This is a genomic window from Streptomyces sp. H39-C1 (assembly GCF_027158125.1).
GTDB classification, from domain to species: domain Bacteria; phylum Actinomycetota; class Actinomycetes; order Streptomycetales; family Streptomycetaceae; genus Actinacidiphila; species Actinacidiphila fildesensis.
Map to the genome: position 1 here is coordinate 13385 of NZ_JAPVLS010000009.1, position 25457 is coordinate 38841.

The following is a 25457-nucleotide window of genomic DNA, read 5'->3' on the forward strand; positions in this document are numbered from 1 at the left end:
ATGGCGCGCGGTACCGACGGAGAGGCGGGCGCATGCCCCACAAGCACAGTCGACGACGCGGACTCGGCCTGGCGGCAGGTGCGGCCACGGCCACTGCCGCTGTCGTCGCGGCCCTGCTGAGCGGCGGCGCGGGTTCCGCCGAGGCCGCCACCACCGGACAGGTCCGGGTCAACCAGGTCGGATACGACGGCAGCGGCGCCAAGGAGGCGTTCCTGCTGGCGAAGGGCGCCGTCTCGGGCGCCACCTGGAAGCTGCTCGACAGCACCGGCGCGACCGCCGCCACCGGCAAGACCGGCACGAGCCAGGGCAGCTGGAACACCGCCTACCCGGCCGTCTACCTGATCGACTTCAGCTCGGTGCAGGCTGCCGGCACCTACCACCTGGAGGTCAGCGGCGCGGCCACCGGCGCCTCGCCCACCTTCACCATCGGCAGCGCGAAGGCCGTCTACGGCAAGCCCGCCGCCGATGCCACCACCTTCTTCCAGGCCCAGCGCGACGGCCGCGACGTCATACCCGGGTCGCTGAAGCGCCAGCCGTCCCATCTCAACGACGCGCACGCCGCCGTCTACGACTGGCCCAAGTTCACCAGCGGCGACGGCGACACGATCTCCAAGGCGCCGGCCAAGCTCGGCGGCACCGTCGACGCCGAGGGCGGCTGGTTCGACGCGGGCGACTACCTGAAGTTCACCGAGACCACGACGTACGCCGCCGCCACGCTGCAGATCGCCGCCCGCGAGACCGGCGCCTCCCCCACCTCCGCGCTCGGCGCCGAGGCGCAGCACGGCCTGGACTGGCTCGACAAGATGTGGGACGGCGACACCAAGACCCTCTACATCCAGGTCGGCCTCGGCTCCGGAACCGACAGCGGCAGCGTCGTCGGCGACCACGACGTCTGGCGGCTGCCGCAGAAGGACGACTCCGACACCGCCAACGCGTTCCTGCGCAACCGCCCGGTGTTCCGGGCCGGCGCCCCCGGCTCGAAGCTCAGCCCCAACCAGGCCGGCCGGCTCGCCGCCGACTTCGCGCTCGGCGCGCAGCGCTACGCCGCCTCGGACCCCGCGAAGGCCAAGAGCTATCTGGCGGCCGCCGCGCAGGTCTACGCGCTGGCGGACACCAAGCCCGGCAAGCTCGTCACGACCGTCCCGTACGCGTACTACCCGGAGACCAGCTGGCAGGACGACCTGGCCTTCGGCGGCGCCGAGCTGGCGCTGGCCGCGCAGCAGCTGGGCGACTCCCGCGCCGCCGGCTGGCTCCAGCAGTCGGCCACCTGGGCGAAGGCGTACGGCACGACCGGCGACACGCTCAACATGTACGACACCAGCGCGCTCGCCTACACGGACCTGGCGCGCGCCATCAAGGCCGCCGGGAACCCGGCCGGGCTGCCGGTCTCGTACGACACCCTGGTCGCGAACCTCAAGGCGCAGATCGCCTCGGGGCAGGCCCGCGCCGCCAAGGACCCGTTCCACGCCGGCGCGGTCTACAACGACTTCGACGCCGACTCGCACACCCTGGGCCTCGCGGCCACCACCCGGCTCTACCGGGGGCTGACCGGCGACACCTCCGTCAACCGGTTCGCCGTCCAGCAGCTCGACTGGCTGCTCGGCGCCAACGCCTGGGGCACGTCCTTCATGGTCGGCTCGGGCACCACCTACCCCAAGTGCACCGCTGGGCAGCTCGGCAATCTCGCCGGGAGCCTGGACGGCAAGGCGCCGGTGGACACCGGTGCGATCGTCAACGGGCCCAACGGGACCGCGCAGTTCGCCGACGGGCTGGGCGACTACCTGGACGACATGCGCAAGTGCCAGCCCGGCGGCGCGGACCCGTTCGGGACCTTCACCGGGCGCGGAAGTCGCTATGTCGACGACGTCCGGTCCTGGCAGAGCTCCGAGCCCGCGCTCGACATGGACGCCTCCGGACTGCTGGCGTTCTACCTGTCGAGCTGATCCGGCCGGCCCTCGTGATCAGCCGGCCGTCTTGATCATGAATATGAAGTGCGGTCCGCTCGGTTCGACGATGAACTCCTCGCCGGTCGCGGTGAACCCGAGGTGCTCGTAGAAGCCCTGGGCGGACGTACGGCCGTTGCACCACACCAGCTCGGCGCCGCGCACCGTGGCCTCGGCGAGGCCGGCCTGCAGCACGGCCGCGCCGTAGCCCTGGCCGCGCACCTCGGGGGCGCTGCCCATACCCCGGAAGCGGTAGGCGGCGGCGCCCTCGCCGGGCAGCGTGTCGGGGAAGAACGTGACGCACGCCTGGACCGCGCCCTCGTCGTCGTAGGCCGCGACGTGGAAGGTGGACTCGCGGGAGTCCTCCGGGTAGATCGCGGTCTCCCGGGGCAGGCCGGTGCGGAGCACCGCCCAGCGCAGCTCGAAGATCTCCTCGACGGGTACGACGGCCGTGCGCATGACGTGGTCCTCCGCTGGTCAGTCCGGTCCTTCGGTCATTCCAGGAAGGAGGCTAGCGGCACGGTGGGGTCGGACAGCCGGTCGGGGTCGACGGTGCGGCCCGAGCGGATCAGCTGCTGGATCGGGTCGGTGACGTCCCAGACGTTGACGTTCATCCCGGCCAGCACGCGTCCCCCGCTGAGCCAGAAGGCGATGAACTCCCGCTTGCCGACGTCTCCCCGGCACACCACCTGGTCGTAGCTGCCCGGCGCGGCATGGCCGGAGAACTCCATGCCCAGGTCGTACTGGTCGGAGAAGAAGTACGGCACCCGGTCGTAGCTGACGTCCCGGCCGAGCATGGCGCGGGCGGCGGCCGGGCCGCTGTTGAGGGCGTTGGCCCAGTGCTCGACACGCAGCCGGCCGCCGGAGAGCGGGTGCTCGATGTTGGCGACGTCGCCGGCCGCGTAGATGTCCGGGTCCGAGGTGCGCAGGGACGCGTCCACGGCGATACCGCCGCCCGCCGAGCGTTCGGCGAGGGTCAGCCCGGCGGCCTCGGCGAGCGCGGTGCGGGGGGCGGCACCGATCGCGGCCAGCACGTCGTGGGCGGGGTGCTCCTCGCCGTCGTCGGTGACGGCGGCCAGCACCATGCCGTCCTGGCCGGAGATCTCGGCGAGCTTCGCGCCGAAGTGGAAACGGACGCCGTGCTCGCGGTGCAGATCGGCGAAGACCCCGCCGAGCTCGGGGCCGAGCACCGAGTACAGCGGCGTGGGCTCGGGCTCCACGATGGTGACCTCGGCGCCGTAGCCACGCGCGGCGGCGGCGACCTCCAGGCCGATCCAGCCCGCGCCGGCGATGACGATATGGCCGTTCTCGCGGCCGAGCGAGGTCAGTACGTGCTTGAGGCGCTCCGCGTGCGAGAGCCGCCGCAGGTGGTGGACGCCGGCCAGTTCGGTACCGGGGATGTCCAGCCGGCGCGGCTCGGCGCCGGTGGCGAGCAGCAGCTTGTCGTACGGGAGGACGGTGCCGTCCCCGAGCCGTACGGTTTTGGCCGCGGGGTCGAGGTGCACGACCGGCTGGCCGAGGTGCAGCTCGATGTCGTGCTCCGCGTACCAGGCCGTCTGCTGGACGAAGACCGAGTCGCGTTCCGCGCTGCCGATCAGAAACCCCTTGGACAGGGGTGGCCGCTCGTACGGGTGCTCGCGCTCGTCGCCGATCAGGATCACCCGCCCGGTGAAGCCCTCCGACCGGAGGGTTTCCGCCGCCTTGGCGCCGGCGAGTCCCGCTCCGACGATGACGATGGTCTGGTCTGCGTCCACCACTGTGCGCCTCCCCAACAGATGCCGTACCTGCGAGCGTCCCTTACGTCACGCCTGGCGGGAAGAGCGCCGCGCCGAGTCGACAAAGCGCCCCTCGTATGCCTCGCGCGCCCGCACTACTTCGGACAGATGCGCGCGGGCCCGGTCGCGGGTGGCCGCGACGGGACCGGAAAGAGTACGTCCGCGGCCGGTCGGCCCGGCCCGGCGGCACGTCGCACCGCCCGGCCCCCACCGCCGCGTCACCGCCTCACAGCAGCCTGGCGGACCGGCCCGTCGTGAGCCGTGCGTGCAGGGCCGTGGCCGTCGCGTCGGTGAGCGACGCGATCTGGTCGACGACGGCGCGCAGCCGCGCACTGTCGTCCGCCGCCTCGTCGAAGATGCCGCGGAACTGCGGGTCCAGGCCCTCGGGGGCGCGCGCCAGCAGCGCTTCTGACAGCTCCGAGATGAGGATCCGCTGCTCGGCGCGGCGGCGCTCCTGCGAGGCGCGCTGCATGACGTACCGGTCGGCGACCGCCTTGAGGACTGCGCACTCCAGGCGCTGTTCGCGCGGCACGACCAGCTCGGCGCGGTACCGGGTGAGCCGCCCGGTGCCGTACGCCTCGCGGGTGGCGCGCTCGGCGGCCAGGCAGAACCGGCCGATGAGCTGCGAGGTGGCGTCCTTCAGCCGGGCCTGGGAGATGGCCGAGCCGTCATAGCCGTGCGGCCACCACGCCTGCTCCAGGAGCCGGTCGAGGGCCTCGGCCAGCTCGTCGGGGGTGGCGTCGGCCGCGTACCGCTCCCCCGCGCAGTCGAAGATGTCGGCGCGCTCGGCGTCGGCGAGCAGCAGGTTCGGGTCGAGGTGGCCGGCGTGCAGGCCGTCCTCCACGTCGTGCACCGAGTACGCGACGTCGTCGGCCCAGTCCATGACCTGGGCCTCGAAGCACTGCCGGTCCGCCGGCGCACCGGCCCGCAGCCAGTCGAAGACCGGCAGATCGTCCTCGTAGGCCCCGAACTTGGGGCTGCCGGGGTTCGTGGGGTGGCCGCCGCGCGGCCACGGGTACTTCGTGGCGGCGTCCAGGGCGGCACGGGTGAGGTTCAGGCCGACGCTGACCATCGTGCCGTCGGCGTCCCGCATGAAGCGCTTCGGCTCGATCCGGGTCAGCAGCCGCAGCGACTGCGCGTTGCCCTCGAAGCCGCCGCACGCCTCGGCGACCTCGGCCAGCACCTGCTCGCCGTTGTGCCCGAAGGGCGGGTGGCCGAGGTCGTGCGCCAGGCACGCCGTCTCGATGAGGTCCGGGTCGCTGCCGAGCGCGGCGCCCAGCTCCCGCCCCACCTGCGCGCACTCCAACGAGTGCGTGAGGCGGGTGCGCGGGCTGGTGTTCATCAGGGCCGAGCCCGGGTCCACCACCTGGGTCTTGCCCGCCAGCCGGCGCAGCGCGGCCGAGTGCAGCACCCGCGCCCGGTCGCGCTGGAACGCCGTGCGGCCCGGCCGCTTGTCGGGCTCGGTCACATAGCGGTCGGTATCGGCGTCCCCGTACGGCCCGTACCGCTCGTACGGCCCGAGGTGCGCGGCCGCCGCGTCGGTCCGGTAGTTCGCTTCCATGCCTGTGACCGTAACGCTCCGGAGTGACAGACGCGCCGCCGCCACCGGTCCCGCGGTCCCGTACCGGGTTACGCGCTGGCGAGATGGCGCGGCGCGGCCCGGCCGGCGGCGGCCAGCGCCTGGTCGTAACGGTGCAGCACCAGGCGGGCCATGGCGCTGTGCGCGCCCAGCGGCGCCGCCGCGATCCAGGGCGCCCCTGCCGACGTCCGGGTGGCGAACCGACCGGGGGCGGTGAAGTACGAGGCGACCGCGACCCGGTGGCCGCGCGCGGTCAGCGCACCGACCGCCTCGTCGACGGACGGTCCCGCGCCGGAGGCGTAGGCGGGCAGGACGGGGGCGCCGCCGAGCCGGTGGCTGAGGAGTTCGGCGGTGCGGGCGGTGTCGGCGGGCCAGTCGGGGTCGTGGGAGCCGGCGGACGCCAGCACCACACCCGCGCGCCGCAGGCCCTTGCGCCAGCCGGCCTCCGCGAGGCGCACGTGCAGCGTCTCGGCGAGCAGCGGATGCGGGCCGAGCGGCGCGGCGGTCAGCCCGCGCAGGTGCGGGGCGCGGGCCAGCGCCTGCGGTATGTCCTGCTTGACGTGGTAGCCGTGGCCGAGCAGCAGCGGCACGAGCACCACATCACCGCGCAGCGCGGCGAGTGTGTCGTCGAGCAGCGGCTCGTTCAGCTCGATGTGCCCGAGGTGGACGGGCAGGCCGGGGCGCAGCGCCCGGACCCGGTCGAGGAGCGCGCGCACGGTGCGCCGCGCCGCGGGGTCACGGCTGCCGTGCGCCACGGCGACCAGGGCCGGGCCGCGCGGGACCGCGGTGAGGGTGACGTGGGAGAGCTGGCTGCTGAGCTGTGCGGTGATCCGGTTCAGGAGCTGCGCCGTACTGTCGAAGCTGCCGGACAGGCCGGAGTTGTCGGGGCTGTCAGAGCTGCCGGGGCTGCCGGAGCCGTCGGCCGGGGCCAGGCCGAACTCCGGGTGCGGGTGCGGATGCGCTGTCGACGCCGTCATGGACCGAGCCTGAAGTGCGGAGGTTGCGCCCGCATTGCACAGTGATGACAAGTGTTTTCCTCGGTCTCACGAGCGTCGGTACGGCCTGTGAGACCGCTGGGTGCGGACCCAGTCGCCGCCCGGAATGATCCGCCCCGACGCCCGCAGGGTCCTGGCCGGCCCCTCCCCCGCGAGATACACCCAGGCGTCGCACCGCAGACCGTCGCAGATCACGCGCAGCGCCAGCCGCTCGTACAGATTCCCGCGCGCGCCCGGGACGTGGTCCTCCAGCCGGTCGAGGTCGGCGAGGACGGTGTCGTACTGGTCGGGCAGCACGTCCAGCAGCTCACCGTGCACGGTGTCGGTGACGGGTTCGGCGGCCGGGGCAGCGACCGCGTAGGGGTAGCCGGGCCCGGCGTACAGCAGCGCCCCGGGCAGTACGGCGGGTCTCGGCGGTGCGGTACGGCCCTCCACCAGCGGGTGGTTGGCCTGGCCGGGACGCAGCGTCCCGTAGACGAAGAAGGGCAGGCGGGACGGGGGCGGCGGGGTCAAGGCGGCGGTCCTCTCTTCGCTGGCGGCGCGGCTGCGTCCATCGTGCCCGGAACCGTACCGGCGCCGTACGCGTCGATCCGGACGACGGAGTTGACCGCACGACAGAGTCGCTCAGCGAGGGGACGCCGAATGAAGCCGGGCCGGATACGTGCCGCCGTGCCCGCCGTGCTGCGCAGGCTGCGCCCGCCGCGGACCCGGCGCGGCCGCCGGCTCCTCCTGCAGGCCGTGATGGCCTGCTGCGTCCTGGCGCTGCTGCCCGCGACCTGGCTGCAGATCACGGCGGACGGACGGGTGCGGGCGGTCGCGGACGTACCGTCGGAGCCGGTGGCGGTGGTGTTCGGCGCGGGCCTGGCGGACGGGAAACCGACGCCGTATCTCGCACACCGGCTGGACGCGGGCGCCGAGCTGTACCGGACGCACAAGGTCCGGGCGATCCTGGTGACCGGCGACAACAGCCGCACCGACTACAACGAGCCGGGCGCGATGCTCGGCTATCTGCAGAAGCAGGGTGTGCCCGCGTCGAAGGTCGTGCTGGACTACGCGGGCTTCGACACCTGGGACTCGTGCAGCCGCGCCAAGCGGATCTTCGGTGTGGACCGGGCGATCCTCGTCAGCCAGGGCTTCCACATCCGGCGGGCGCTGGCGCTGTGCGACGCGGCGGGCGTCGAGGGGTACGGCGTCGGGGTCGACGAACCGCACGACGTGACGTGGTTCTACGGCGGCGGGCGCGAGCTCGTCGCGGCGACCAAGGCGGCGCTGGACATCGTGGTCGAGCCCGACCCGGTCTTCCTCGGACCCCGGGAGCCGGGCGTGACACGGGCCCTGGCCCCGGACCCGGCGGCACGCTGACGGACGTCCGCCCCGCCCTCACAGGGCGCCCGGCGGCGCGCTGAGGTGCGCGTACCGGCCGCGTAACCGCGTCGCGTACGGGGGCGAAACACGTACGGCGCAGGCTGGGCGGATGAGCCCGAGCACCATTGACACGCACTGTCCCTACTGCGCCCTGCAATGCGGCATGGGGCTCGCGGCGCTGCCGGCGGGCGGCGTCGAGGTCGTGGAACGGCCCGCGTTCCCGGTGAACCGGGGCGCGCTGTGCGGCAAGGGGCGCACCGCGCCCCAGGTGCTGGCGCGCGGCGCGCGGCTGACCGGGCCGCTGGTGCGCGGTGCCGGCGGCGCGCTGGAGCCGGCCGGCTGGGACGAGGCGCTCGACCGGGTCGCCGAGGGACTGCTGCGGACGCGGGCCGAGCACGGCCGCGACGCCGTCGGGGTCTTCGGCGGCGGCGGGCTGACCAACGAGAAGGCGTACGCGCTCGGCAAGTTCGCGCGGGTGGTGCTGCGCACCTCGCAGATCGACTACAACGGCCGGTTCTGCATGTCCTCGGCGGCCGCCGCCCACCAGCGGGCCTTCGGCCTGGACCGGGGGCTGCCGTTCCCGCTGGAGGACATCGCCCGCACCGGCTGCGTGATCCTCGTCGGCTCCAACCTCGCCGAGACGATGCCACCCGCGCTGCGGTACCTCACGGAGCTGCGCGAGCGGGGTGGCAAGCTGATCGTCGTCGATCCGCGCCGCACCCGTACCGCCGAGCACGCGGATCTGCATCTGCAGCCGCGGCCCGGCACCGATCTGGCGCTCGCGCTCGGGCTGCTGCACCTCGCCGTCGCCGAGGGACATCTGGACGAGCGGTTCATCGCGGAGCGCACGACCGGCTGGGCCGAGGCGCGGCCGGGCGTCATGGCGCACTGGCCGGAACTGGTGGAACGCATCACCGGGGTGCCGGTGCCGCAACTCCGGGAGGCCGTGCGGATGTTCTGCGCGACACCGGAGAGCATGGTGCTCACCGCGCGCGGCCCCGAGCAGCAGTCCAAGGGCACCGACACCGTCAGCGCCTGGATCAACCTGTGCCTCGCGACCGGCCGCGCGGGCCGGCCGCTCTCCGGCTACGGCTGCCTCACCGGGCAGGGCAACGGGCAGGGCGGGCGCGAGCACGGCCAGAAGGCCGACCAGCTCCCCGGCTACCGCAAGCTGGACGACCCGGGCGCACGGGCGCACGTGGCGGCGGTGTGGGGTGTCGACCCGGACGACCTGCCGGCGCCGGGGCGCAGCGCGTACGAACTGCTGGACACGCTCGGCGTGGAGGTGCACGCGCTGCTGCTGATGGGCTCCAACCCGGTCGTCTCCGCGCCGAACGCCGCGCACATCACCGAACGGATCGCCTCGCTCGGCTTCCTCGCGGTCTGCGACGTCGTCCTGTCGGAGACGGCCGAGCTGGCGGACGTCGTGCTGCCGGTCACCCAGTGGGCGGAGGAGACCGGCACGACCACCAACCTGGAAGGCAGGGTCATCCTGCGCCGCAAGGCGATCGACCCGCCGCCGGAGGTCCGTACCGACCTGGAGGTGCTGAACGGGCTCGCCGCCCGGCTCGGGTGGGAGAAGGGCTTCCCCACCGACCCCGAGGAGGTCTTCGACGAGCTGCGCCGCGCGTCGGCGGGCGGTCCGGCGGACTACTCGGGCATCACCTACCGGCGGATCGCGGAGGAGGACGGCGTCTTCTGGCCGTGCCCGCAAACGTCTTCGGACGCCGCGCACCCCGGAACGCCCCGCCTCTTCCTGGACCGTTTCGCGACGCCGGACGGCAGGGCCCGCTTCGTCCCGGTCCTGCACCGGCCCTCCGCGGAGGAGCCGTCGGCCGACTACCCGCTCCATCTGACGACCGGCCGCGTCCTGGCGCAGTACCAGTCCGGTGCCCAGACCCGCCGTGTCCCCGAACTCAACGCCGCCTCCCCCGGCCCCTTCGTGCAGCTCCATCCACAGCTCGCCGCGCGCCTGGGGGTCGCCGAGGGCGACGTCCTCGCGGTCACCAGCCGCCGGGGCCGCGCCGTCGCCCCCGCGCTCATCAGCTCCGCCATCCGCCCCGACACCGTCTTCATGCCGTTCCACTGGCCGGGCGAGGGCCGCGCCAACACCCTGACCAACCCGGCTCTCGACCCGACGTCCCGCATGCCGGAGTTCAAGGTGTGCGCGGTGCGGGTGGAGGCGGTGGGTCCCGCGACCGGCTGAACGTACTCTGGGCCCTGTCCGGCAGATCAACAGAAGGAGCCGCCGTGCCCACGCCCCACACCTATGACACGCAGGTCACCTGGACCGGCAACCTCGGTACCGGGACGAGCACTTACCGCGCCTACGACCGTTCCCACGAGGTCTCGGCCGCCGGCGTACCCACCATCCTCGGCAGCTCCGACCCGACCTTCCGCGGCGACGCCTCCCGCTGGAACCCCGAGCAGCTGCTCCTCGCCGCGCTGTCGCAGTGCCACATGCTCGCCTACCTGCACGTCTGCGCCGTCGGCGGCGTCACCGTCACCGCCTACACGGACAACGCGCACGGCACGATGGAAACCACCCCCGAGGGCGGCCACTTCACGGAAGCGGTCCTGCGCCCACAGGTCGAGGTCGCCTCCCAGGAGATGGCCGACAAGGCCGCCACCCTCCACGCCGACGCCCACCGCACCTGCTTCATCGCCGCCTCGGTCAACTTCCCGGTCCGCCACGAGCCGGTGATCACCGTCTCATCGCTCGCACCACGGGGCAACCGGTCCGCATGATCGATCCTCGATAGCGGCCGATGCGCCGCACGAACCACGTCGGACCACCTCACTCAACCGGGACCCGGCGCCGTCAGGCCCGGGCGCGCAGGCGGCGGAGCATGCGGGCGTCCTCGAAGCCGACGGCTCGGGCGGCGGATTCGATGGTGGAGCCGTGGGAGATGAGGTGTACGGCGCGCTCGACGCGGAGGACCTGCTGGTAGCGGAGCGGGGTGAGGCCGGTGGCTTCGCCGAAGCGGCGGGTGAGGGTGCGTTCGCTGACGCCGGAGGTGGCGGCGAGGTCGGCGAGGCCGAGGTGTTCGGTGAAACGGGCGTCGATGAGGTCCTGGACGCGGTGGACGGCGTCGCTGAGGTGGGCGCGGTGCCGGAGCATCGCGCTGGTCTGCTGTTCGTCGCCGTTGCGGCGGGCGTAGACGACCATGTTGCGGGCGATGCGGGCGGCGGCGCCCGGCCCGTGCCGGCCGGCGACGAGGTGCAGCGCGAGGTCGATGCCGCTGGCGATCCCGGCGGACGTGACGATCCGGTCGTCGACCACGTAGAGCACATCGCGCACGACGGTGGCCCGCGGGTGGCGGACGGCGAGTTCGTCCTGCACGTCGTGGTGGGTGGTGCAGCGGCGGCCGTCGAGGAGGCCGGCCCGGCCGAGGGCGTCGGCGCCCGCGCAGATGCTGGCGACGACGCCGCCCGCGGCGTGGTGGTCGCGCAGCCGCTGGAGCGTGGACTCCGCCACGTGCCCGTTCTGCCTCAGCGTGCGGGACCGCCAGCCCGGGACGATCACCAGGTCGTCGGGGGTGAGGTCGGGCCAGCGGGTGGCCGCCCTGAGCGGTACGCCCTGGGCGGTCGGGATGTCTTCCTGCTCGCCGACGTAGGCGGTCTCGTAGTCGTAGCCGAAGTCGGCCGCGGTCGAGAACACCTGCGCCGGGCCCGCGAGATCCAGCAGGTGCAGGTGCGGGACGAGCAGGAAGACGACCCGGGTCACGATCCGGTCAGCTCCTTGACGGTGGTCACCCGGGCGAACCGGCCGGCGAGCGCGTACTCGGTGCGCGCGATGATGTCGTCGGTCTGCAGGGTGCGGGGGTCGGCGAGGATCTCCTCGACCGAGCGGCCGGCCGGCGCGTCCCAGTGCTCGCACGGGGTGGTGGCGGTCGCGTCGGTGACGAAGGTGACCTCGTAGCCGAGGTCGGAGGCGAGCCGGGTCGTCGTCTCGACGCACTGCTCGGTGCGGATGCCGCTGGTGATGACCTCGGTGACGCCGCGCGAGGTGAGGAGCTGCTGGAGGTTGGTGGTGGTGAAGGCGTTGTGCGCGGTCTTGGTGAGCACTGGCTCGCCGTCGAGCGGCTCCAGTCCCTCCATCAGGCGCACGTGACCGCTGGCCGGGTCGAAGACCCCGCCGGTGCCGGGCTCGCTGTGCAGCACCCAGACGACGAGGTCGCCCTCGTCGCGGGCGTGCGCCACGAGGCGGTTCACCTGGCCGACGATGCCGGGGTTGGACGAGGCCTGCCACAGCGGGCGCTGGAGGAAGGACTGCTGGACGTCGATGACGATCAGTGCTCGGTTCATGCCTCGATCCTGGCCCTCGGCGGAGTCCGCGGTACAGACACCATTGTGCCTGGATGCGGAACGATCCGGTCACCGATCACGCCTCGGCGGGCGGTCCGGCGGGCGGCAGGGCGAGGGTGCGCAGCGCGGCGAGCAGCGCTTCCTGGTCGGGCGCCGCGCCGAAGAACGCCGCGTCGGTCGCCTCGACCGTGGCGACCGCCTCGGTGGCCAGCTCGGCGCCCGCGGGCGTGATGCCGAGCCGCTTGGCCCGGGTGTCGCTCGGATCGGTCACGCGGGTGAGCAGGCCCTTGTCCTCCAGCCGGCGCAGCACCTGGGACGTCATCTTCACGTCCGTGCCGCTGTGCCGGGCCAGTTGGAGCTGGTTGGGCTGCTCGCCCTGGCTGTCGAGCCACCACAGCCCGGCCAGCAGGACGAACTGGGCGTGGGTGAGATCGAGCGGCGCCAGGGCCGCCGCGATGGCGCGCTGCCAGTGGAGGGAGGTGCGCCAGAACAGGAAACCGGGGCTGTCGTCGGGTGCGGCCATCATCCGACCGTACCCGTCCCCACCGGCCGTCAGCGGATTCGGGGGCATCAATCTTCGCAGAGATCATCTACGCGCAGTCTTTATTCCGGTTCGGGTGCGGCCCGGGTTCGGCTCTCGTGCGGCTCAGAGCCGCGCCGCCATCCGTCTCACACCCGCCGCCGTCCCGCGCTGAGGGCATCGTTCCCTCAGGGAAACGGACGCGATGCGGCCGGGTAACAGCCGCGCCGCAGGCTGACCGGCATGGACATCGAAGCGGGCACGGAGATCGTGGTGGTGGGCGGCGGGATGGCGGGTGCGCGCCTGGCGCAGCAGCTCGCGCCCGCCGCCCCCGGCGTCCGCGTGACGCTGTTCGGGGAGGAGGCGCACGCCCCGTACAACCGGGTGCTGCTCGCCGAGGTACTCGCCGGACGGTACGAGCCGGACGTCATCACGCTGCCGGACGCCGCCTGCACCGTACGGCGCGTGGTGCGGGTGGACCGCGCCGAGCGCCTCGTGATCTGCGACGACGGCTCCGCCACTCGCTACGACCGGCTGGTGCTGGCCACCGGCTCCAACCCGGTGCTCCCGCCGCTGCGCGGCCTGTTCGAGGCCGGGCGCGGTGAACTGCCGCTGGGCGTGCACGCCTTCCGCACCATGGACGACTGCCTGGCGCTGTCCGGGGCGCTGCACCCCGGCGTGCGGGCGGTCGTCGTCGGGGGCGGGCTGCTCGGGGTGTCCGCGGCGCGGGCGCTGGCGGCGCGCGGCGCCCATGTCGTCCTGCTCCAGCAGGGCGAGTACCTGATGGAGCGGCAGCTGGACGAGCAGTCCGGCAGGCTGCTGCGCACGCATCTGGAGTCGATGGGCATCGAGGTCCACACGGAGTGCCGGGTGCGGGGACTGCGGACCGCCCCGGACGGTACGCCGCAGGCCGTCCGCGCCGTCCGGTCCGTCGAACTCGCCGACGGCTACTGCCTCGGCACCGACCTGGTCGTTCTCGCCTGCGGTGTGCGGCCCCGCACCGGGCTGGCGCAGGCGGCGGGGCTCGAGGTCGACCGGGGCATCGTCGTGGACGACGAGCTGCGGACGTCCGACCCGTTCATCCACGCGATCGGCGACTGCTCGCAGCACGGCGGTGTCGTGTACGGCCTGGCGAACGCGGCCCGTGAACAGGCGGACGCGCTGGCGCTGCTGCTCACCGAGGCGGCGCGGGGGCCCGCCCCCGGCCGCCCCGCGGACCCACCGCGCTACACCGGCACCCGCGCCCTGACCCGGCTGACCCTCGGCGGCTCCCCCGCGCCCGCAGCCAACGCCTCAGAGCCCGCCCGTACCGGTGCCACCGGGATCGCCCCCTTCGACCTCGCCGCGTTCGGCGACCCGCTGCCGGTCCCCGGCGACGACGTACTGCGCCTCACGGACGCGACCCGCGGCGCCTACCGGAAGGTCGTCATCCGTGACGACCGGCTGGTCGGCGGGATCCTGCTCGGCGATCTCGCCGCGGTGGGCACGCTCGCCCGCACCTGGGAGGCCGACGAGCCGCTCCCGGCCTCATCCGCTCCGCTGCTCCACCTGCTCACCAACGACGGAGGTTCCTGACCATGGCTGTTGACACGATGGCTGGCGGCACGACGGACGTTCCCACGGTTCCGACGATCGTGCTGGTCGGACACGGCATGGTCGGTCAGCGGTTCCTGGAGGCGCTCGCCGACCGGGGCGTCACCGAGCGGGCGCGGGTGGTCGTGCTGTGCGAGGAGCCCCGCGCGGCGTACGACCGGGTCCATCTGACCTCGTACTTCTCCGGGACGACGCCGGACGGACTCGCCCTCGCCGAGGACGGCTTCATGGAGAAGCACGGCATCGAGCTGCGGCTGGGGGATCCCGCGCTCACCGTCGACCGCGCGGCCCGCACCGTGACCGCCCGCTCCGGGCTGACCTTCGGGTACGACACGCTGGTGCTGGCCACCGGCTCCTTCCCGTTCGTGCCGCCGGTCCCGGGCAAGGACACCGAGGGCTGCTTCGTGTACCGCACCATCGAGGACCTGCTGGCGATCGAGGAGTACGCCGCGACCGGCGGCACCGGCACGGTCGTCGGCGGCGGACTGCTGGGCCTGGAGGCGGCGGGCGCCCTGAAGGGGCTCGGACTGGACACGCACGTAGTGGAGTTCGCGCCGCGCCTGATGCCGGTGCAGATCGACGAGGGCGGCGGCGAGGCGCTGCGGCGCACCATCGAGGAGATGGGCGTCACCGTCCACACGGGTGTCGGCACCCAGGCGATCGTGGCGGGCGAGGACGGCAGGGTCGCCGCGATGTCGCTGTCGGACGGCTCGACGCTCACGACCGGCCTGGTGGTCTTCTCGGCCGGCGTCCGCCCCCGCGACCAGCTGGCCCGGGAGTGCGGGCTGCCGGTCGGCGAGCGCGGCGGGATCGTCGTGGACGAGCAGTGCAGGACCGAGGACGAGGCGGTGTACGCGATCGGCGAGTGCGCGCTGGCCTCCGACGGCCGGGTGTACGGGCTGGTCGCGCCCGGCTACGAGATGGCGGAGACGGCGGCGAAGGCGATCGCGGGCGACGCGGGTTCCTTCAAGGGCGCGGATCTGTCGACGAAGCTCAAGCTGCTCGGCGTGGACGTGGCGAGCTTCGGCGACGCCCACGGCGCCACCCCCGGCTGCCTGGACGTGCTGTACTCCGACTCCCGTTCCGGCGTGTACAAGAAGCTGGTGGTCTCGCGCGAGGGTGTGCTGCTGGGCGGCATCCTGGTCGGCGACGCCGACTCGTACGGCATGCTGCGCCCGATGACCGGCTCGGTGCCGCCGGTGCCGCCCGAGCGGCTGGTGCTGCCTGCGGGCGCCGGAGGGCCGGTCGAACTCGGGCCGTCGTCGCTGCCCGACACGGCGGTGATCTGCAGCTGCCACAACGTCACCAAGGGCGCGATCCTCGGCGCCGTCACCGAGCACTCCTGCACCACCGTGCCGCAGCTCAAGAAGTGCACCAAGGCCGGCACGGGCTGCGGCAGTTGCCTGAAGGTGCTGGGGCAGCTGCTGCCGCCCGCCGAGGACAAGGGGCTGTGCGGCTGCTTCGCGCACACCCGCCAGGAGCTGTACGAGATCGTGCGCGCGCTGCGGGTCACCTCGTTCGCGGCACTGCTCGACAGCCACGGGCGCGAGGCGGCCAGGGGCGGCGAGGGCTGCGAGGTCTGCAAGCCGGCGGTGGCCTCGGTCATCGCCTCGCTGGCGCCGTCGATCGGCGCTCCGGTGCATGTGCTGGACGGCGGACAGGCCGCGCTCCAGGACACCAACGACCACTTCCTGGCGAACCTGCAGCGCAACGGCTCGTACTCGATCGTGCCGCGTATCCCCGGCGGTGAGATCACCCCGGAGAAGCTCATCGTGATCGGCGAGGTGGCCCGGGACTTCGGCCTCTACACGAAGATCACCGGCGGGCAGCGGATCGACCTCTTCGGCGCCCGTGTCGACCAGCTGCCGCTGATCTGGACACGGCTGGTGGACGCCGGGTTCGAGTCGGGGCACGCGTACGGCAAGGCGCTGCGCACCGTGAAGTCGTGCGTGGGCAGCACCTGGTGCCGGTACGGCGTCCAGGACAGCGTGAAGATGGCCATCGGCCTGGAGTTGCGCTACCGGGGGCTGCGCTCGCCGCACAAGCTCAAGTCCGCCGTCTCGGGGTGCGCCCGCGAGTGCGCGGAGGCCCGTGGCAAGGACTTCGGGATCATCGCCACCGCGTCGGGCTGGAACCTGTACGTCGGCGGCAACGGCGGCGCCGACCCGCGCCACGCGGACCTGCTGGCACAGGACCTCAGCGACGCGGAACTGGTCCGGCTCATCGACCGCTTCCTGATGTTCTACATCCGCACCGCCGACCGGCTGGAGCGTACCTCCGCCTGGCTGGAGCGGATCGAGGGCGGCCTGGAGCACGTCCGCGACGTCGTCGTGCACGACTCGCTGGGCATCTGCGACGAGCTGGAGTCACTGATGTCCGCGCATGTCGCGGGGTACCGCGACGAGTGGGCCGACACCATCAACGACCCCGAGCGGCTGAGCCGCTTCGTCTCCTTCGTCAACGCGCCGGACGTGCCCGACCCCAGCGTCCGGTTCGTCGAGGAGCGCGACCAGGTCAAGCCCGATCTGGATCTGCTGGCCGGCCCGGTGCTGCTGGCCGGCCCCACCCTCGCCATCCGCACCCTCGAAGGGACGGTCACCGCATGACCATCGAACTCCTCCTCGACGACGCCTGGTTCCCGGTCTGCGACGACGCCCTGCTGACCCCGGGCCGGGGCGTCGCCGCCCTGCTGCCCGACGGCTCGCAGGCCGCCCTCTTCCAGGACCGCCACGGCGCCCTCTACGCGATCGGCAACCGGGACCCGTTCACCGGCGCCTACGTGCTGTCCCGCGGCCTGCTCGGCTCGGCGGCGGGCCGGGCGTACGTCGCCTCACCGCTGCTCAAGCAGCGCTTCGACCTGGCGACCGGCACCTGCCTGGACGACGAATCGGTCAGTACCGCCTCGTATGCCGTCAGGTCCCAGTAATCCCCCATACAGCGCGACCGCGTCACGTAATGTGGCGAATGTACAGCGAATTGACAAGGTTAGGTTTACCTAACCTAAGATCGACCGGTGCTCAAGACCCAGCGGACGGCCGTCGCCGGCCAGCTCCCCTCCCCGGTCCGGCGGATACCGCTGTTCCTGCTCGGCGCCGTCGCGTTGACGGCGTGCGCCGCCGCGAGCCTCGCACTCGGCTCGCGGCCGGTCCCCCTCGGCACCGTGCTCGACGCCCTGTTCCACCACGCCCACAGCCGTGACGCCGTGGTGGTCACCGGGCTGCGCGTACCGCGCACCCTGATCGGGCTCGCGGTCGGCGCGGCGCTCGGGGTGGCGGGCGCCGTCGCCCAGGGCGTCACCCGCAACCCGCTGGCCTCGCCGACCACTCTGGGGATCAACGCGGGCGCCGGCTTCGCCGTCGTCACCGCGATCTACGCACTGCATCTGACGCACCCTTCCCAGTACTTGTGGTTCGCGTTCGCCGGAGCCGCGGCCGCCGCGCTCTTCGCCCAGACGCTCGCCCGGCGGGCGGGCGACCTGGACCCGGTACGCCTCGCGCTGGGCGGCACGGTGCTGACGGCCGTCCTGGTGTCCTGGACGTCCGCCGTGATGCTGGCGAGCAACCGCACCCTGGACGAAGCCCGGTTCTGGCTCGCCGGCTCGCTCTCCGGGCGGACACTCGACGTCCTCTACCCCGTACTCCCGCTGATCGCCGTCGGGTTGGTCATCGCGCTGGCCATCACCCCGGCGCTCAACGCCCTGGCCCTCGGTGACGAGACCGCGCAGGCCCTGGGCGTGCCGGTGGCCAGGATCCGGGTCGCCGGCGGCCTCTCCGTGGTGCTGCTCGCGGGCTCCGCCGTCGCGGTGGCGGGACCGGTCGCCTTCATCGGGCTGGCCGCCCCGCACCTGGTGCGGCTGGTGTTCGGCAACGACCACCGGCTGCTGGTCCCCGGCTGTCTGATCGCCGGCCCGCTGCTGCTGCTCGGCGCCGACGTCCTGGGCCGCGTCATGATCGCGCCCTCCGAACTGGAGGTCGGCATCGTCACCGCCTTCCTCGGCGCGCCGCTGCTCGCGGTGCTGGCCCGGAAGGTGGCCCGATGACGCCGCCCGCCCCCACGACCCCGCCCACGCCCGTGACCCCGCCCGCCCCCACGACGACGCAGTCCCTCGTCCCCGCACCCCGGAAGGATGCCAAGGATGCCTCCGCCGCCCCGAAGCGGCGGCCCTCCCGCGGGCGCCGGACCGCGCTGTTGAGCGTCTGCGCCGTGGCGGCGATCCTCGTACTGGCCACCACCGCGCTCACCACCGGGCAGATCCTGATGCCCCCGCTCACCGCGCTGCGCGCCCTGATCGGCCTCGGCGACTCCGGCGACGTGCTGGTGGTCCAGGAGTTCCGGGCGCCCCGGATGGCGGCGGCGATCGTCGCCGGCGCGGGCCTCGCCGTCGCCGGCGGGCTGCTGCAGCGGCTGTTCCGCAACCCGCTCGCCTCCCCCGACGTCATGGGCGTGACCGGCGGCGCCTCCCTCGGCGCCGTCTCGCTGCTCGCCACCGGCGCCTCGCAGACCCTCATCCCGCTGGCCGCCCTCGGCGGCGGGCTGCTCGCCGCCGTCCTGCTCGGCGCGTTCGCCTGGCGCTCGGGGCTCGGCGTCACCCGTCTCGTCCTGGTGGGGCTGGCCGTTCAGGCGGGCCTGGCCGCCGCCGTCAACCTGATGGTGGTGCGCTTCCCCGCCGAACTCGCCAACTCCGCGCTGCAGTGGACGACGGGGTCGCTCTACGGGCGGACCTGGACCGAGGTGTCCGCCGCCGGCGGCGCCGTGGCCGCCGCGATGGCCGCCGCGTTCGTCCTCCACCGGCGCCTCGCCGTCCTCGACCTGGGCGACGACTCCGCGGGCGGGCTCGGCCTGGCGCCGTCCGCCGCACGCCTCCAACTGCTGCTCACCGCCATCGTGCTGGCCTCGCTGGCCGCGGCGCTCACCGGCCCGGTCGCGTTCGTCGCACTCGCCGTACCGCACGTGGTCCGTTTCCTCGCCGGGCCGCCGACCGCCGGAACGCTCGCGCTGTCGGCCCTCACCGGCGCCGTCCTGCTGCTCGGCTCCGACCTGGTCGTCCAGCATCTGCTGCCGGTGCACGGACTGCCCGTCGGCGTGGTCACCGCGACCCTCGGCGCCCCCTGGCTACTCGTCCTGATGATTCGTCAGAGCAGGCCCACACACCGGAGTTTCGGATGACCGCCCGCGCCGACCGGCCGAACCGCACCAACCAGCTCTCCACCCACGGCCTGGACCTGCGCTACGGCGACCGTCTGGTGATCGGCGGCCTGGACCTCGTCCTGCCCGGCGGCGCCGTCACCGCCATCGTCGGCCCCAACGCCTGCGGGAAGTCGACGCTGCTGCGCGGGCTGTCCCGGCTGCTCTCCCCCGCCGCCGGCACTGTGGCCCTGGACGGCGCGGACATCCACCGGATGCCCGCCCGTTCGCTGGCCCGCCGGATGGGGCTGCTGCCGCAGCAGCCGGTCACCCCCGAGGCGATCACCGTCGAGGCGCTGGTCCGGCTCGGCCGCTACCCGCACCAGCGGCTGCTCAGCCCCTGGTCGGCCACCGACCAGGCCGCCGTCGACGAGGCACTGGAGCGCACCGGCACCACGGAACTGCGCGACCAGCACGTGGACCAGCTCTCCGGCGGTCAGCGGCAGCGCGCCTGGATCGCGCTGGCCCTCGCCCAGGACACCGAGCTGCTGCTCCTCGACGAGCCCACCACCTTCCTCGACCTGCGGCACCAACTCGACGTCCTCGACCTGGTGTCGGACCTGCACACCGAGTCCGGGCGCACCGTCGTCATGGCGCTGCACGACCTCGGCCAGGCCGCCCGGTACGCCGACCATCTCGTCGTCCTCCAGGAGGGCCGGCCGGCCGCGGCCGGGCCGCCCTCCGAGGTGCTCGACGCGGCGCTGGTGAAGGCCGTGTTCGACGTGGACTGCCAGGTCATCCCCGACCCCGAGACCGGCACCCCGCTCGTCGTGCCCCGCGGCCGCGCCAGACGGCACGCCACCGCCGTCGCCGGCTGAGCCCCGACCTTTCCCTTCCCCCGTCCCCCTCTCCTGTCCAGTCGCAAGGAACCCCCACCCTCATGAACACCAGAGCCCCGCTCCACCGCCGTCTCGTCCGGCTGATCGCCGCGCCCGTCGCCCTCGTCATCGGCGTGGGAGCGCTCGCCGCCTGCGGCAGCGGGACCGCGGCCAAGGACGACAAGGCGAACGCCGCGGCCACCGCCGACGGTTTCCCGCGCACCATCACGCACGCCATGGGCAGCACCACGATTCCCGCGAAGCCGCAGCGCGTGGTCGTGCTCGACACCGGCGAGCTGGACGACGTGACGATGCTCGGCATCACCCCGGTCGGCGCGGTCGCACCGCACCTCAAGTCCGAGGGCGGCTTCCCGGCGTACCTGCAGGGCAGGACCGAGGGCACCAAGGATGTCGGCCCGTCCGCGGAGCCCGACCTCGAGCTGATCGCGTCCCTCAAGCCGGACCTGATCCTGTCCTCGAAGGTCCGCCACGAGAAGGTCTACGACAAGCTCAAGGCCATCGCGCCGACCGTCTTCACCGCGACCACCGGCTTCCCCTGGAAGGAGAACCTGGCCGTCCACGCCAAGGCTCTCGGCCTGGAGAAGGAAGCCGCTACCGCGCTGAAGTCCTACGAGGACCGCGCCAAGAAGCTCGGTGCGGCCATCAAGTCCAGGAACGGCGGCAAGGAGCCGACCGCCTCGGTCGTCCGCTTCGTCGCCGGCCCGACCCGGCTCTACCAGCTGGACTCGTTCAGCGGCGTCGTGCTGAGCGACATCGGCCTGGGCCGCCCGGCCTCGCAGAACGTCCACAGCGCGATGCTGGAGGTCGGCCCCGAGCAGATCGACAAGGCCGACGCGGACCTGGTCTTCGTCACCGTCTCCGACGACCCGGCCAAGACGCGGCAGAGCGTCGTCGAGTCCAACCCGGTCTGGAAGGACCTGGGCGCGGTCAGGAACCACAAGGTCGTCAACGTGACCGACGAGACGTGGATGTCCGGCATCGGCGTCCAGGCCGCGCTCAGCATGCTCGGCGACGTGGCCAAGGCCGCGGGCGTCGACCTGCCGGAGTAACGCTTCCCGTGTGAGAGGGGCGGGCCTCCCCCCGGCCCGCCCCCTCCCCACCACACGTTCCCAGAACAGGACTCTCAGCCATGCGGCTGTATCTGCTCGCGCTCAACCCCACGGACTCCGTCACCGAGGGTTTCCTGCCGGCCGCCTCCCGGCTCGGCCTGGACGTCACCGTCCTCACCGACTCCCCCGCCGCCCACCAGGAGCTGTACGGCACCCAGGTGGACGTCGAGGAGTGCGACGTACGCGACTTCCGTGCCGTCATCACCCGGATCGCCACCGGCCGCACCCCCCACGCCGTCTTCACCAACAGCGACCACCTGCAGACCCAGACCGCGCTCGCCGCCGAGTACTTCGGTCTGCCCGCCAAGCCCTGGCAGGCCGCCCTGCGCACCAAGGACAAGGCGCAGATGCGCCGCCACCTGGCCGCCACCGGCGCCGACACCGTGTGGTCCGCCGAACTCGCGGCCGGCGCGGACCCCGCCTCGCTGCTCGGCCTGCCGGTCCCCTACCCGTGCGTGGTGAAACCGCGCGAGGGCGTGGCCAGCGAGGACGTGGTCCTCGTCGGCGGCCCCGAGGAACTGGTGCTGCGCTGCAAGGAGATCCAGGCCCGCCGCCCGCAGGCGGCGCTCGTGGCCGAGGAGTACCTCACCGGCGAGCTGTACACGCTGGAGACACTCGGTGACGGCCGGACCCGGCACGTGCTGGGCGGATTCCACACCGGGCTCTCGCCGCTCCCCTACTTCATCGAGGAACGGCTCACCTTCGTTCCCGAGCACCCCGCCGCGGTCGTCGAGCAGATCCTCGCGCAACTGGACGCCCTCGGCGTCGGGTTCGGCGCCTGTCACACCGAGTTCGTGGTCCAGGACGGCCGGGCGCGCATCATCGAGGTGAACTACCGGGCCATCGGCGACCAGTGCGATCTGCTGCTCGCCGGGCTGCTCGACATCCCCCTCTTCGAGCACATCCTCCGCGTCCACCTGGGCGAACCGCTCCCCGCCGACCTCGGCGCCCGCGGCGGCGGCCGCGCCCGGCTGGAGTACCCGTGCGCGGACCGGGCGGGCACCCTGACCGCCGCGCCCGAGGCCACCGAGCACACGGTGGACGGTGTCCGGCTGGTCTACCGCCCGCTGCGCGCGACCGGTGAACGGCACGAACTGCACCACACCAACCGGGACCTCCTCGGCATCGTGCGCGCCACCGGAACCGACCAGGAGGCGGTGGACCGCGTCGTGACGGACTTCCTCCGGGCGCAGCGCTGGGAGATCACCCCATGACGGGCACCCGTACGACCGATGCCGGTGTGGAAGCGGAACTGATGCTGCGCGTGCTCAGCGCGCTGCTGCGCGAGGACGTCGTCGGGCTGCGCACCCGCTCCACCCTCGTCGAGGAGTCCGACGGCCGCTGGCTGCGGCTGCCGTACACCTACGGCGGTGACGGGGCCGGCGGGTTCGGGAAAGCGCTGCTGCTCCCGGTGACCGACGACGGCTTCCAGAGCGAGTACGCCGCCCGGCTGCCGCTGCTGCGGCGCGCCTCGGACGGCCGCGAACTCACCGGCGCCGACGCCGTGCTGCGGGCACTGCGCGCCCTGGCGGACCCCGTCGACCAGGCCGGCTTCGACGCGTTCGCCGAGGAGTGCCGGCAGACCGCGGCGACCCTGCGGCTGCACGACCGGGTGCGCGCGGAGGTGACCGGCCGGCTCGCCGAGCGCTACGGCTCCGACACCGCGTACTGGACGTACGCCCGCAGCCTGGGCTTCGACGCGCTGGCCGCCTTCCACGACCACCCGGTGTATCCGACATCGCGCGGCCGCAGCGGCCTCGGCGAGTCCGACCTGCGCGCCTATGCGCCGGAGTTCCACGAGGACGTCGCACCGCGCTGGCTCGTCCTGCCCCGTGATGCCGTGACGGAGTCCGGCGGCGGCCCCGCCGAGACGTACGCCTATCTGTGGCCGACACCCGCCTCCCTCGGCATGCCGGAGCTGCGCGACACCCACACCGTGCTCCCGGTGCACCCGCTGACCGTCGGGACGCCGCTGGACGAGGCGCTGCGCGCCACCGGTCTGGAAGGGCGCGCGTTCCTCGCCGAACAGGCGCCGCTGTCCCTCGTCCCCACCCTGTCCATGCGCACGCTCGCGGACCGTACGTATCCGCTGCTGCATCTGAAGCTGCCGCTGGCCACCGCGACCCTGGGGCTGCGCAACCGGCGGACCATCAAGCCGGGCACGCTCGCCGACGGGGCCGCCTGCCAGCTGCTGCTGAGCGAGGTGATCGCCCGCGAACCCCGGTTCCAGGACACCGTGCTGCTCGCCGACGAGCGCCGCTACGCGCACGCCGGGCACGAGCTCCTCGCCGTCCTGCTGCGCCGCTATCCGGAGCACCTGCAGAACTCCGTCCTGGTCCCGATAGCCGCGCTGCTCGCCGGCGCCCCGGACGGCCGGCTGGTGATCGACCAGCTCGCCGACCGCTTCTACGACGGCGACCCCATCGCTCTCCTGGACGCCTGCCTGACACTGCTGTTCGACTGGCAGACCACGCTCTTCGGCTACGGGATCGCCCTGGAGTCGCACCAGCAGAACATCTCCCTCGCCCTGGACCAGGACCGCACGACGGGCACCACCCGGCTGCGGCTGGTCCTCAAGGACAACGACGGGCCACGCATCAACACCGCGCGACTGAGCCGGGCACTGGGCGAACTTCCGGCCAGGATCGACGAGTTCGACGACGAACGGATCTTCTGCGTCTCCGACGAACCGCTCATCGACCTGTTCACCACCATCACCGTCCACCTGTGCGCGGGCTCGTACGCCTTCGGGCTGGCCGACCACGGCCGGGCGCCGCTGGACGACCTGCTGCGGCTGGTCCGCGACCGGCTCTCCGAGGCGTTCGACCGTCTGGGCGGCGAGCCGGCCGAGCTGCTGCGCGAACGCGTGCTGAACGCCGAGCGGCTCCCGGTCAAGGCGATGGTCAGCGCCGGGACCCTGCTCAGCAAGGAGCGCTCCGGCGCGGCCGACATCAACAAGCACTACACGACCGGCCCCAACTACCTGCTGGTCGGGACTGGTTCGCGGTGAGCGCCGAGGCGGCGACGATTTCCGCCGCTCCGGCTCCCGCCCTGGGGCGCCGCCAGGTGCACGCCGTCGCGGCCTGCTACTTCGTCGCCTCGTTCGCCGCGCTCGGCCTGCCCCCGTACCTGACGTCGATCCTGCCGGAGCTGGGTGACCCGACCGCACACTGGGCCGGGCTGCTCTACATCGTCCCGACGGTCTTCGGCGGCCTCGCCGCCCCGCTGTGGGGGCGGCTGGCTGACCGCTACGGCCGCAAACGGCTGCTGCTGCGGGCCCAGTTCGGGCTGGCGCTGTCGTTCCTGCTGGCCGGGGCCGCCGACTCGCTGCCCACCTTCACCGCCGCCCTCGTGCTGCAGGGCATCCTCGGCGGCACCTTCGCCGCCACCAACGGCTATCTCGCGGCGGGGCTGGACGGCACCCGGCTGTCCTGGGCCCTGACCCTGATGCAGGGCAGCGCCCGCGCCGCCCTCGTCGCCGCGCCCATCGTGGTCGGCACGCTGTCCCCCTGGCTCTCCCCGCACCGCCAGTACGCGCTGCTCGCCCTGCTCCCGCTGGGCGCCGCGGCGATGCTGCTGGCACTGCCGGAACCGCGCGAGACCGTCGTGGTCATGGAGAAGCCGCGGGCGGAGCAGCAGATGCTCGGAGCTGAGCCGGTCGAGATCGCGGTGGTAGCGCCGCCGGTCACCGCGCAGCGCGGGCTCCTGCGGGAGCTGTACCTCTTCGAGTTCGCGTTCGTCTTCTCGACCGTGATCTCGTTCCCCTACCTCATCGCCCTGCTCGGGGACCGAATATCGGGGATCTCCCCGGTCGTCTCCGGGTCGCTCTTCGCCCTGCCGCACCTGTGTTACCTGCTCTTCGCGGCGCCCGTGCACTCCGCCTTCCGCAACCGCCCCCGGCTCGGTATCGCCCTCGGTTTCACGGCGGTGACCGCGGGTCTCGCGGGGCATGCCGTGGCCGGTTCGCTGATCACGTTCACGGCCGTCCGGCTGCTGCTCGGCGCCGGGCTCACGCTCGGCCTGGTCGGTCTGTCCCTGCTCGCCGCCGACGCGGTGCAAGGCCGCTCGCCGGGAAGGATGTTCGGCTCCCTGGAGTTCGTCTCCAAGGGCGGGGCCGTCGCCGCCGGAGTGGTCGCCGCACTCGGCAACAGCGCCTTCGGACCGACCGCGCCCGTGCTCGCGGGCACCGCCGTCGCTCTGATCACCGTCGCAGCCGCCGTACACGCTCTCTTCTCGCACCCTTGATG

At 73.2% G+C, this 25457-nt stretch carries 22 protein-coding genes; 14 read left to right on the forward strand and 8 right to left on the reverse strand.

What is annotated here, in order from left to right:
* Nucleotides 1-32: 32 nt before the first annotated feature.
* Nucleotides 33-1943: a glycoside hydrolase family 9 protein gene (locus O3W51_RS08270; protein WP_269284953.1), complete on the forward strand. Its 1911-nt coding sequence runs from the start codon at nucleotides 33-35 to the stop codon at nucleotides 1941-1943.
* An 18-nt stretch (nucleotides 1944-1961) separates the two neighbouring features.
* Here the strand turns inward: O3W51_RS08270 and O3W51_RS08275 are convergent, their stop codons facing one another.
* From O3W51_RS08275 to O3W51_RS08295, 5 genes are all read right to left on the reverse strand, one after another.
* Nucleotides 1962-2402, reverse strand: coding sequence for a GNAT family N-acetyltransferase (locus tag O3W51_RS08275; RefSeq protein WP_138353242.1), 441 nt, complete (start codon nucleotides 2400-2402; stop codon nucleotides 1962-1964).
* Between the two features lie 35 nt (nucleotides 2403-2437).
* A complete protein-coding gene (locus tag O3W51_RS08280; protein WP_138353241.1) occupies nucleotides 2438-3700 on the reverse strand; it encodes an NAD(P)/FAD-dependent oxidoreductase in 1263 nt (420 codons plus the stop codon).
* A 244-nt stretch (nucleotides 3701-3944) separates the two neighbouring features.
* Nucleotides 3945-5279, reverse strand: coding sequence for a deoxyguanosinetriphosphate triphosphohydrolase (locus tag O3W51_RS08285; protein WP_138353240.1), 1335 nt, complete (start codon nucleotides 5277-5279; stop codon nucleotides 3945-3947).
* A 68-nt stretch (nucleotides 5280-5347) separates the two neighbouring features.
* Nucleotides 5348-6274: a sirohydrochlorin chelatase gene (locus O3W51_RS08290; protein WP_269284958.1), complete on the reverse strand. Its 927-nt coding sequence runs from the start codon at nucleotides 6272-6274 to the stop codon at nucleotides 5348-5350.
* Nucleotides 6275-6340: 66 nt separating this feature from the next.
* Nucleotides 6341-6805 carry a gamma-glutamylcyclotransferase family protein gene (locus O3W51_RS08295; protein WP_138353238.1) on the reverse strand — a complete coding sequence of 155 codons (465 nt, stop codon included), beginning with the start codon at nucleotides 6803-6805 and terminating at the stop codon, nucleotides 6341-6343.
* A gap of 129 nt (nucleotides 6806-6934) precedes the next feature.
* Here O3W51_RS08295 and O3W51_RS08300 point away from each other — a divergent pair, with 129 nt between their 5' ends.
* The 3 genes from O3W51_RS08300 (at nucleotide 6935) to O3W51_RS08310 (ending at nucleotide 10405) form a co-directional block, all read left to right on the forward strand.
* Nucleotides 6935-7654: a SanA/YdcF family protein gene (locus tag O3W51_RS08300; protein WP_269284961.1), complete on the forward strand. Its 720-nt coding sequence runs from the start codon at nucleotides 6935-6937 to the stop codon at nucleotides 7652-7654.
* Nucleotides 7655-7766: 112 nt separating this feature from the next.
* Nucleotides 7767-9863: a molybdopterin oxidoreductase family protein gene (locus O3W51_RS08305; RefSeq protein WP_138353236.1), complete on the forward strand. Its 2097-nt coding sequence runs from the start codon at nucleotides 7767-7769 to the stop codon at nucleotides 9861-9863.
* 44 nt (nucleotides 9864-9907) lie between these two features.
* The gene (locus O3W51_RS08310; protein ID WP_138353235.1) at nucleotides 9908-10405 is read left to right on the forward strand and encodes an OsmC family protein; all 498 of its coding nucleotides are present in this window, start codon (nucleotides 9908-9910) and stop codon (nucleotides 10403-10405) included.
* Nucleotides 10406-10478: 73 nt separating this feature from the next.
* On the opposite strand, the gene O3W51_RS08315 is transcribed toward O3W51_RS08310, so the two are convergent.
* The 3 genes from O3W51_RS08315 to O3W51_RS08325 form a co-directional block, all read right to left on the reverse strand.
* The gene (locus O3W51_RS08315) at nucleotides 10479-11384 is read right to left on the reverse strand and encodes a GlxA family transcriptional regulator (protein ID WP_269284964.1); all 906 of its coding nucleotides are present in this window, start codon (nucleotides 11382-11384) and stop codon (nucleotides 10479-10481) included.
* Complete coding sequence (locus tag O3W51_RS08320; protein WP_138353233.1) at nucleotides 11381-11965, reverse strand: cysteine hydrolase family protein; 585 nt, start codon at nucleotides 11963-11965, stop codon at nucleotides 11381-11383. Before O3W51_RS08320 ends, O3W51_RS08315 begins: the two co-directional genes overlap by 4 nt.
* Before the next feature lie 76 nt (nucleotides 11966-12041).
* Nucleotides 12042-12488 carry a MarR family winged helix-turn-helix transcriptional regulator gene (locus O3W51_RS08325; RefSeq protein WP_269284967.1) on the reverse strand — a complete coding sequence of 149 codons (447 nt, stop codon included), beginning with the start codon at nucleotides 12486-12488 and terminating at the stop codon, nucleotides 12042-12044.
* Between the two features lie 240 nt (nucleotides 12489-12728).
* On the opposite strand from O3W51_RS08325, the gene O3W51_RS08330 reads away from it, so the two are divergent.
* The 10 genes from O3W51_RS08330 (at nucleotide 12729) to O3W51_RS08375 (ending at nucleotide 25455) form a co-directional block, all read left to right on the forward strand.
* Complete coding sequence (locus O3W51_RS08330) at nucleotides 12729-14060, forward strand: NAD(P)/FAD-dependent oxidoreductase (protein ID WP_187144871.1); 1332 nt, start codon at nucleotides 12729-12731, stop codon at nucleotides 14058-14060.
* A gap of 2 nt (nucleotides 14061-14062) precedes the next feature.
* Nucleotides 14063-16684 carry a nitrite reductase large subunit NirB gene (gene nirB / locus O3W51_RS08335; protein WP_232484975.1) on the forward strand — a complete coding sequence of 874 codons (2622 nt, stop codon included), beginning with the start codon at nucleotides 14063-14065 and terminating at the stop codon, nucleotides 16682-16684.
* Nucleotides 16681-17004: a nitrite reductase small subunit NirD gene (nirD, locus tag O3W51_RS08340; RefSeq protein WP_138353231.1), complete on the forward strand. Its 324-nt coding sequence runs from the start codon at nucleotides 16681-16683 to the stop codon at nucleotides 17002-17004. The genes nirB and nirD overlap by 4 nt, the downstream gene beginning before the upstream one ends.
* 144 nt (nucleotides 17005-17148) lie before the next feature.
* Nucleotides 17149-18117, forward strand: a complete 969-nt coding sequence (locus O3W51_RS08345) for a FecCD family ABC transporter permease (protein ID WP_187145288.1) — start codon at nucleotides 17149-17151, stop codon at nucleotides 18115-18117.
* Complete coding sequence (locus O3W51_RS08350) at nucleotides 18114-19244, forward strand: FecCD family ABC transporter permease (RefSeq protein WP_138353229.1); 1131 nt, start codon at nucleotides 18114-18116, stop codon at nucleotides 19242-19244. Before O3W51_RS08345 ends, O3W51_RS08350 begins: the two co-directional genes overlap by 4 nt.
* On the forward strand, nucleotides 19241-20080 hold the full coding sequence (locus tag O3W51_RS08355; protein WP_269284971.1) for an ABC transporter ATP-binding protein: 840 nt from the start codon (nucleotides 19241-19243) through the stop codon (nucleotides 20078-20080). The genes O3W51_RS08350 and O3W51_RS08355 overlap by 4 nt, the downstream gene beginning before the upstream one ends.
* Nucleotides 20081-20142: 62 nt before the next feature.
* Nucleotides 20143-21150, forward strand: coding sequence for an ABC transporter substrate-binding protein (locus tag O3W51_RS08360; protein ID WP_138353227.1), 1008 nt, complete (start codon nucleotides 20143-20145; stop codon nucleotides 21148-21150).
* 80 nt (nucleotides 21151-21230) lie between these two features.
* Complete coding sequence (locus tag O3W51_RS08365) at nucleotides 21231-22424, forward strand: ATP-grasp domain-containing protein (RefSeq protein WP_269284974.1); 1194 nt, start codon at nucleotides 21231-21233, stop codon at nucleotides 22422-22424.
* A complete protein-coding gene (locus tag O3W51_RS08370; RefSeq protein WP_269284976.1) occupies nucleotides 22421-24220 on the forward strand; it encodes an IucA/IucC family protein in 1800 nt (599 codons plus the stop codon). Before O3W51_RS08365 ends, O3W51_RS08370 begins: the two co-directional genes overlap by 4 nt.
* Complete coding sequence (locus O3W51_RS08375; protein ID WP_138353224.1) at nucleotides 24217-25455, forward strand: MFS transporter; 1239 nt, start codon at nucleotides 24217-24219, stop codon at nucleotides 25453-25455. Before O3W51_RS08370 ends, O3W51_RS08375 begins: the two co-directional genes overlap by 4 nt.
* Nucleotides 25456-25457 lie beyond the last annotated feature (2 nt).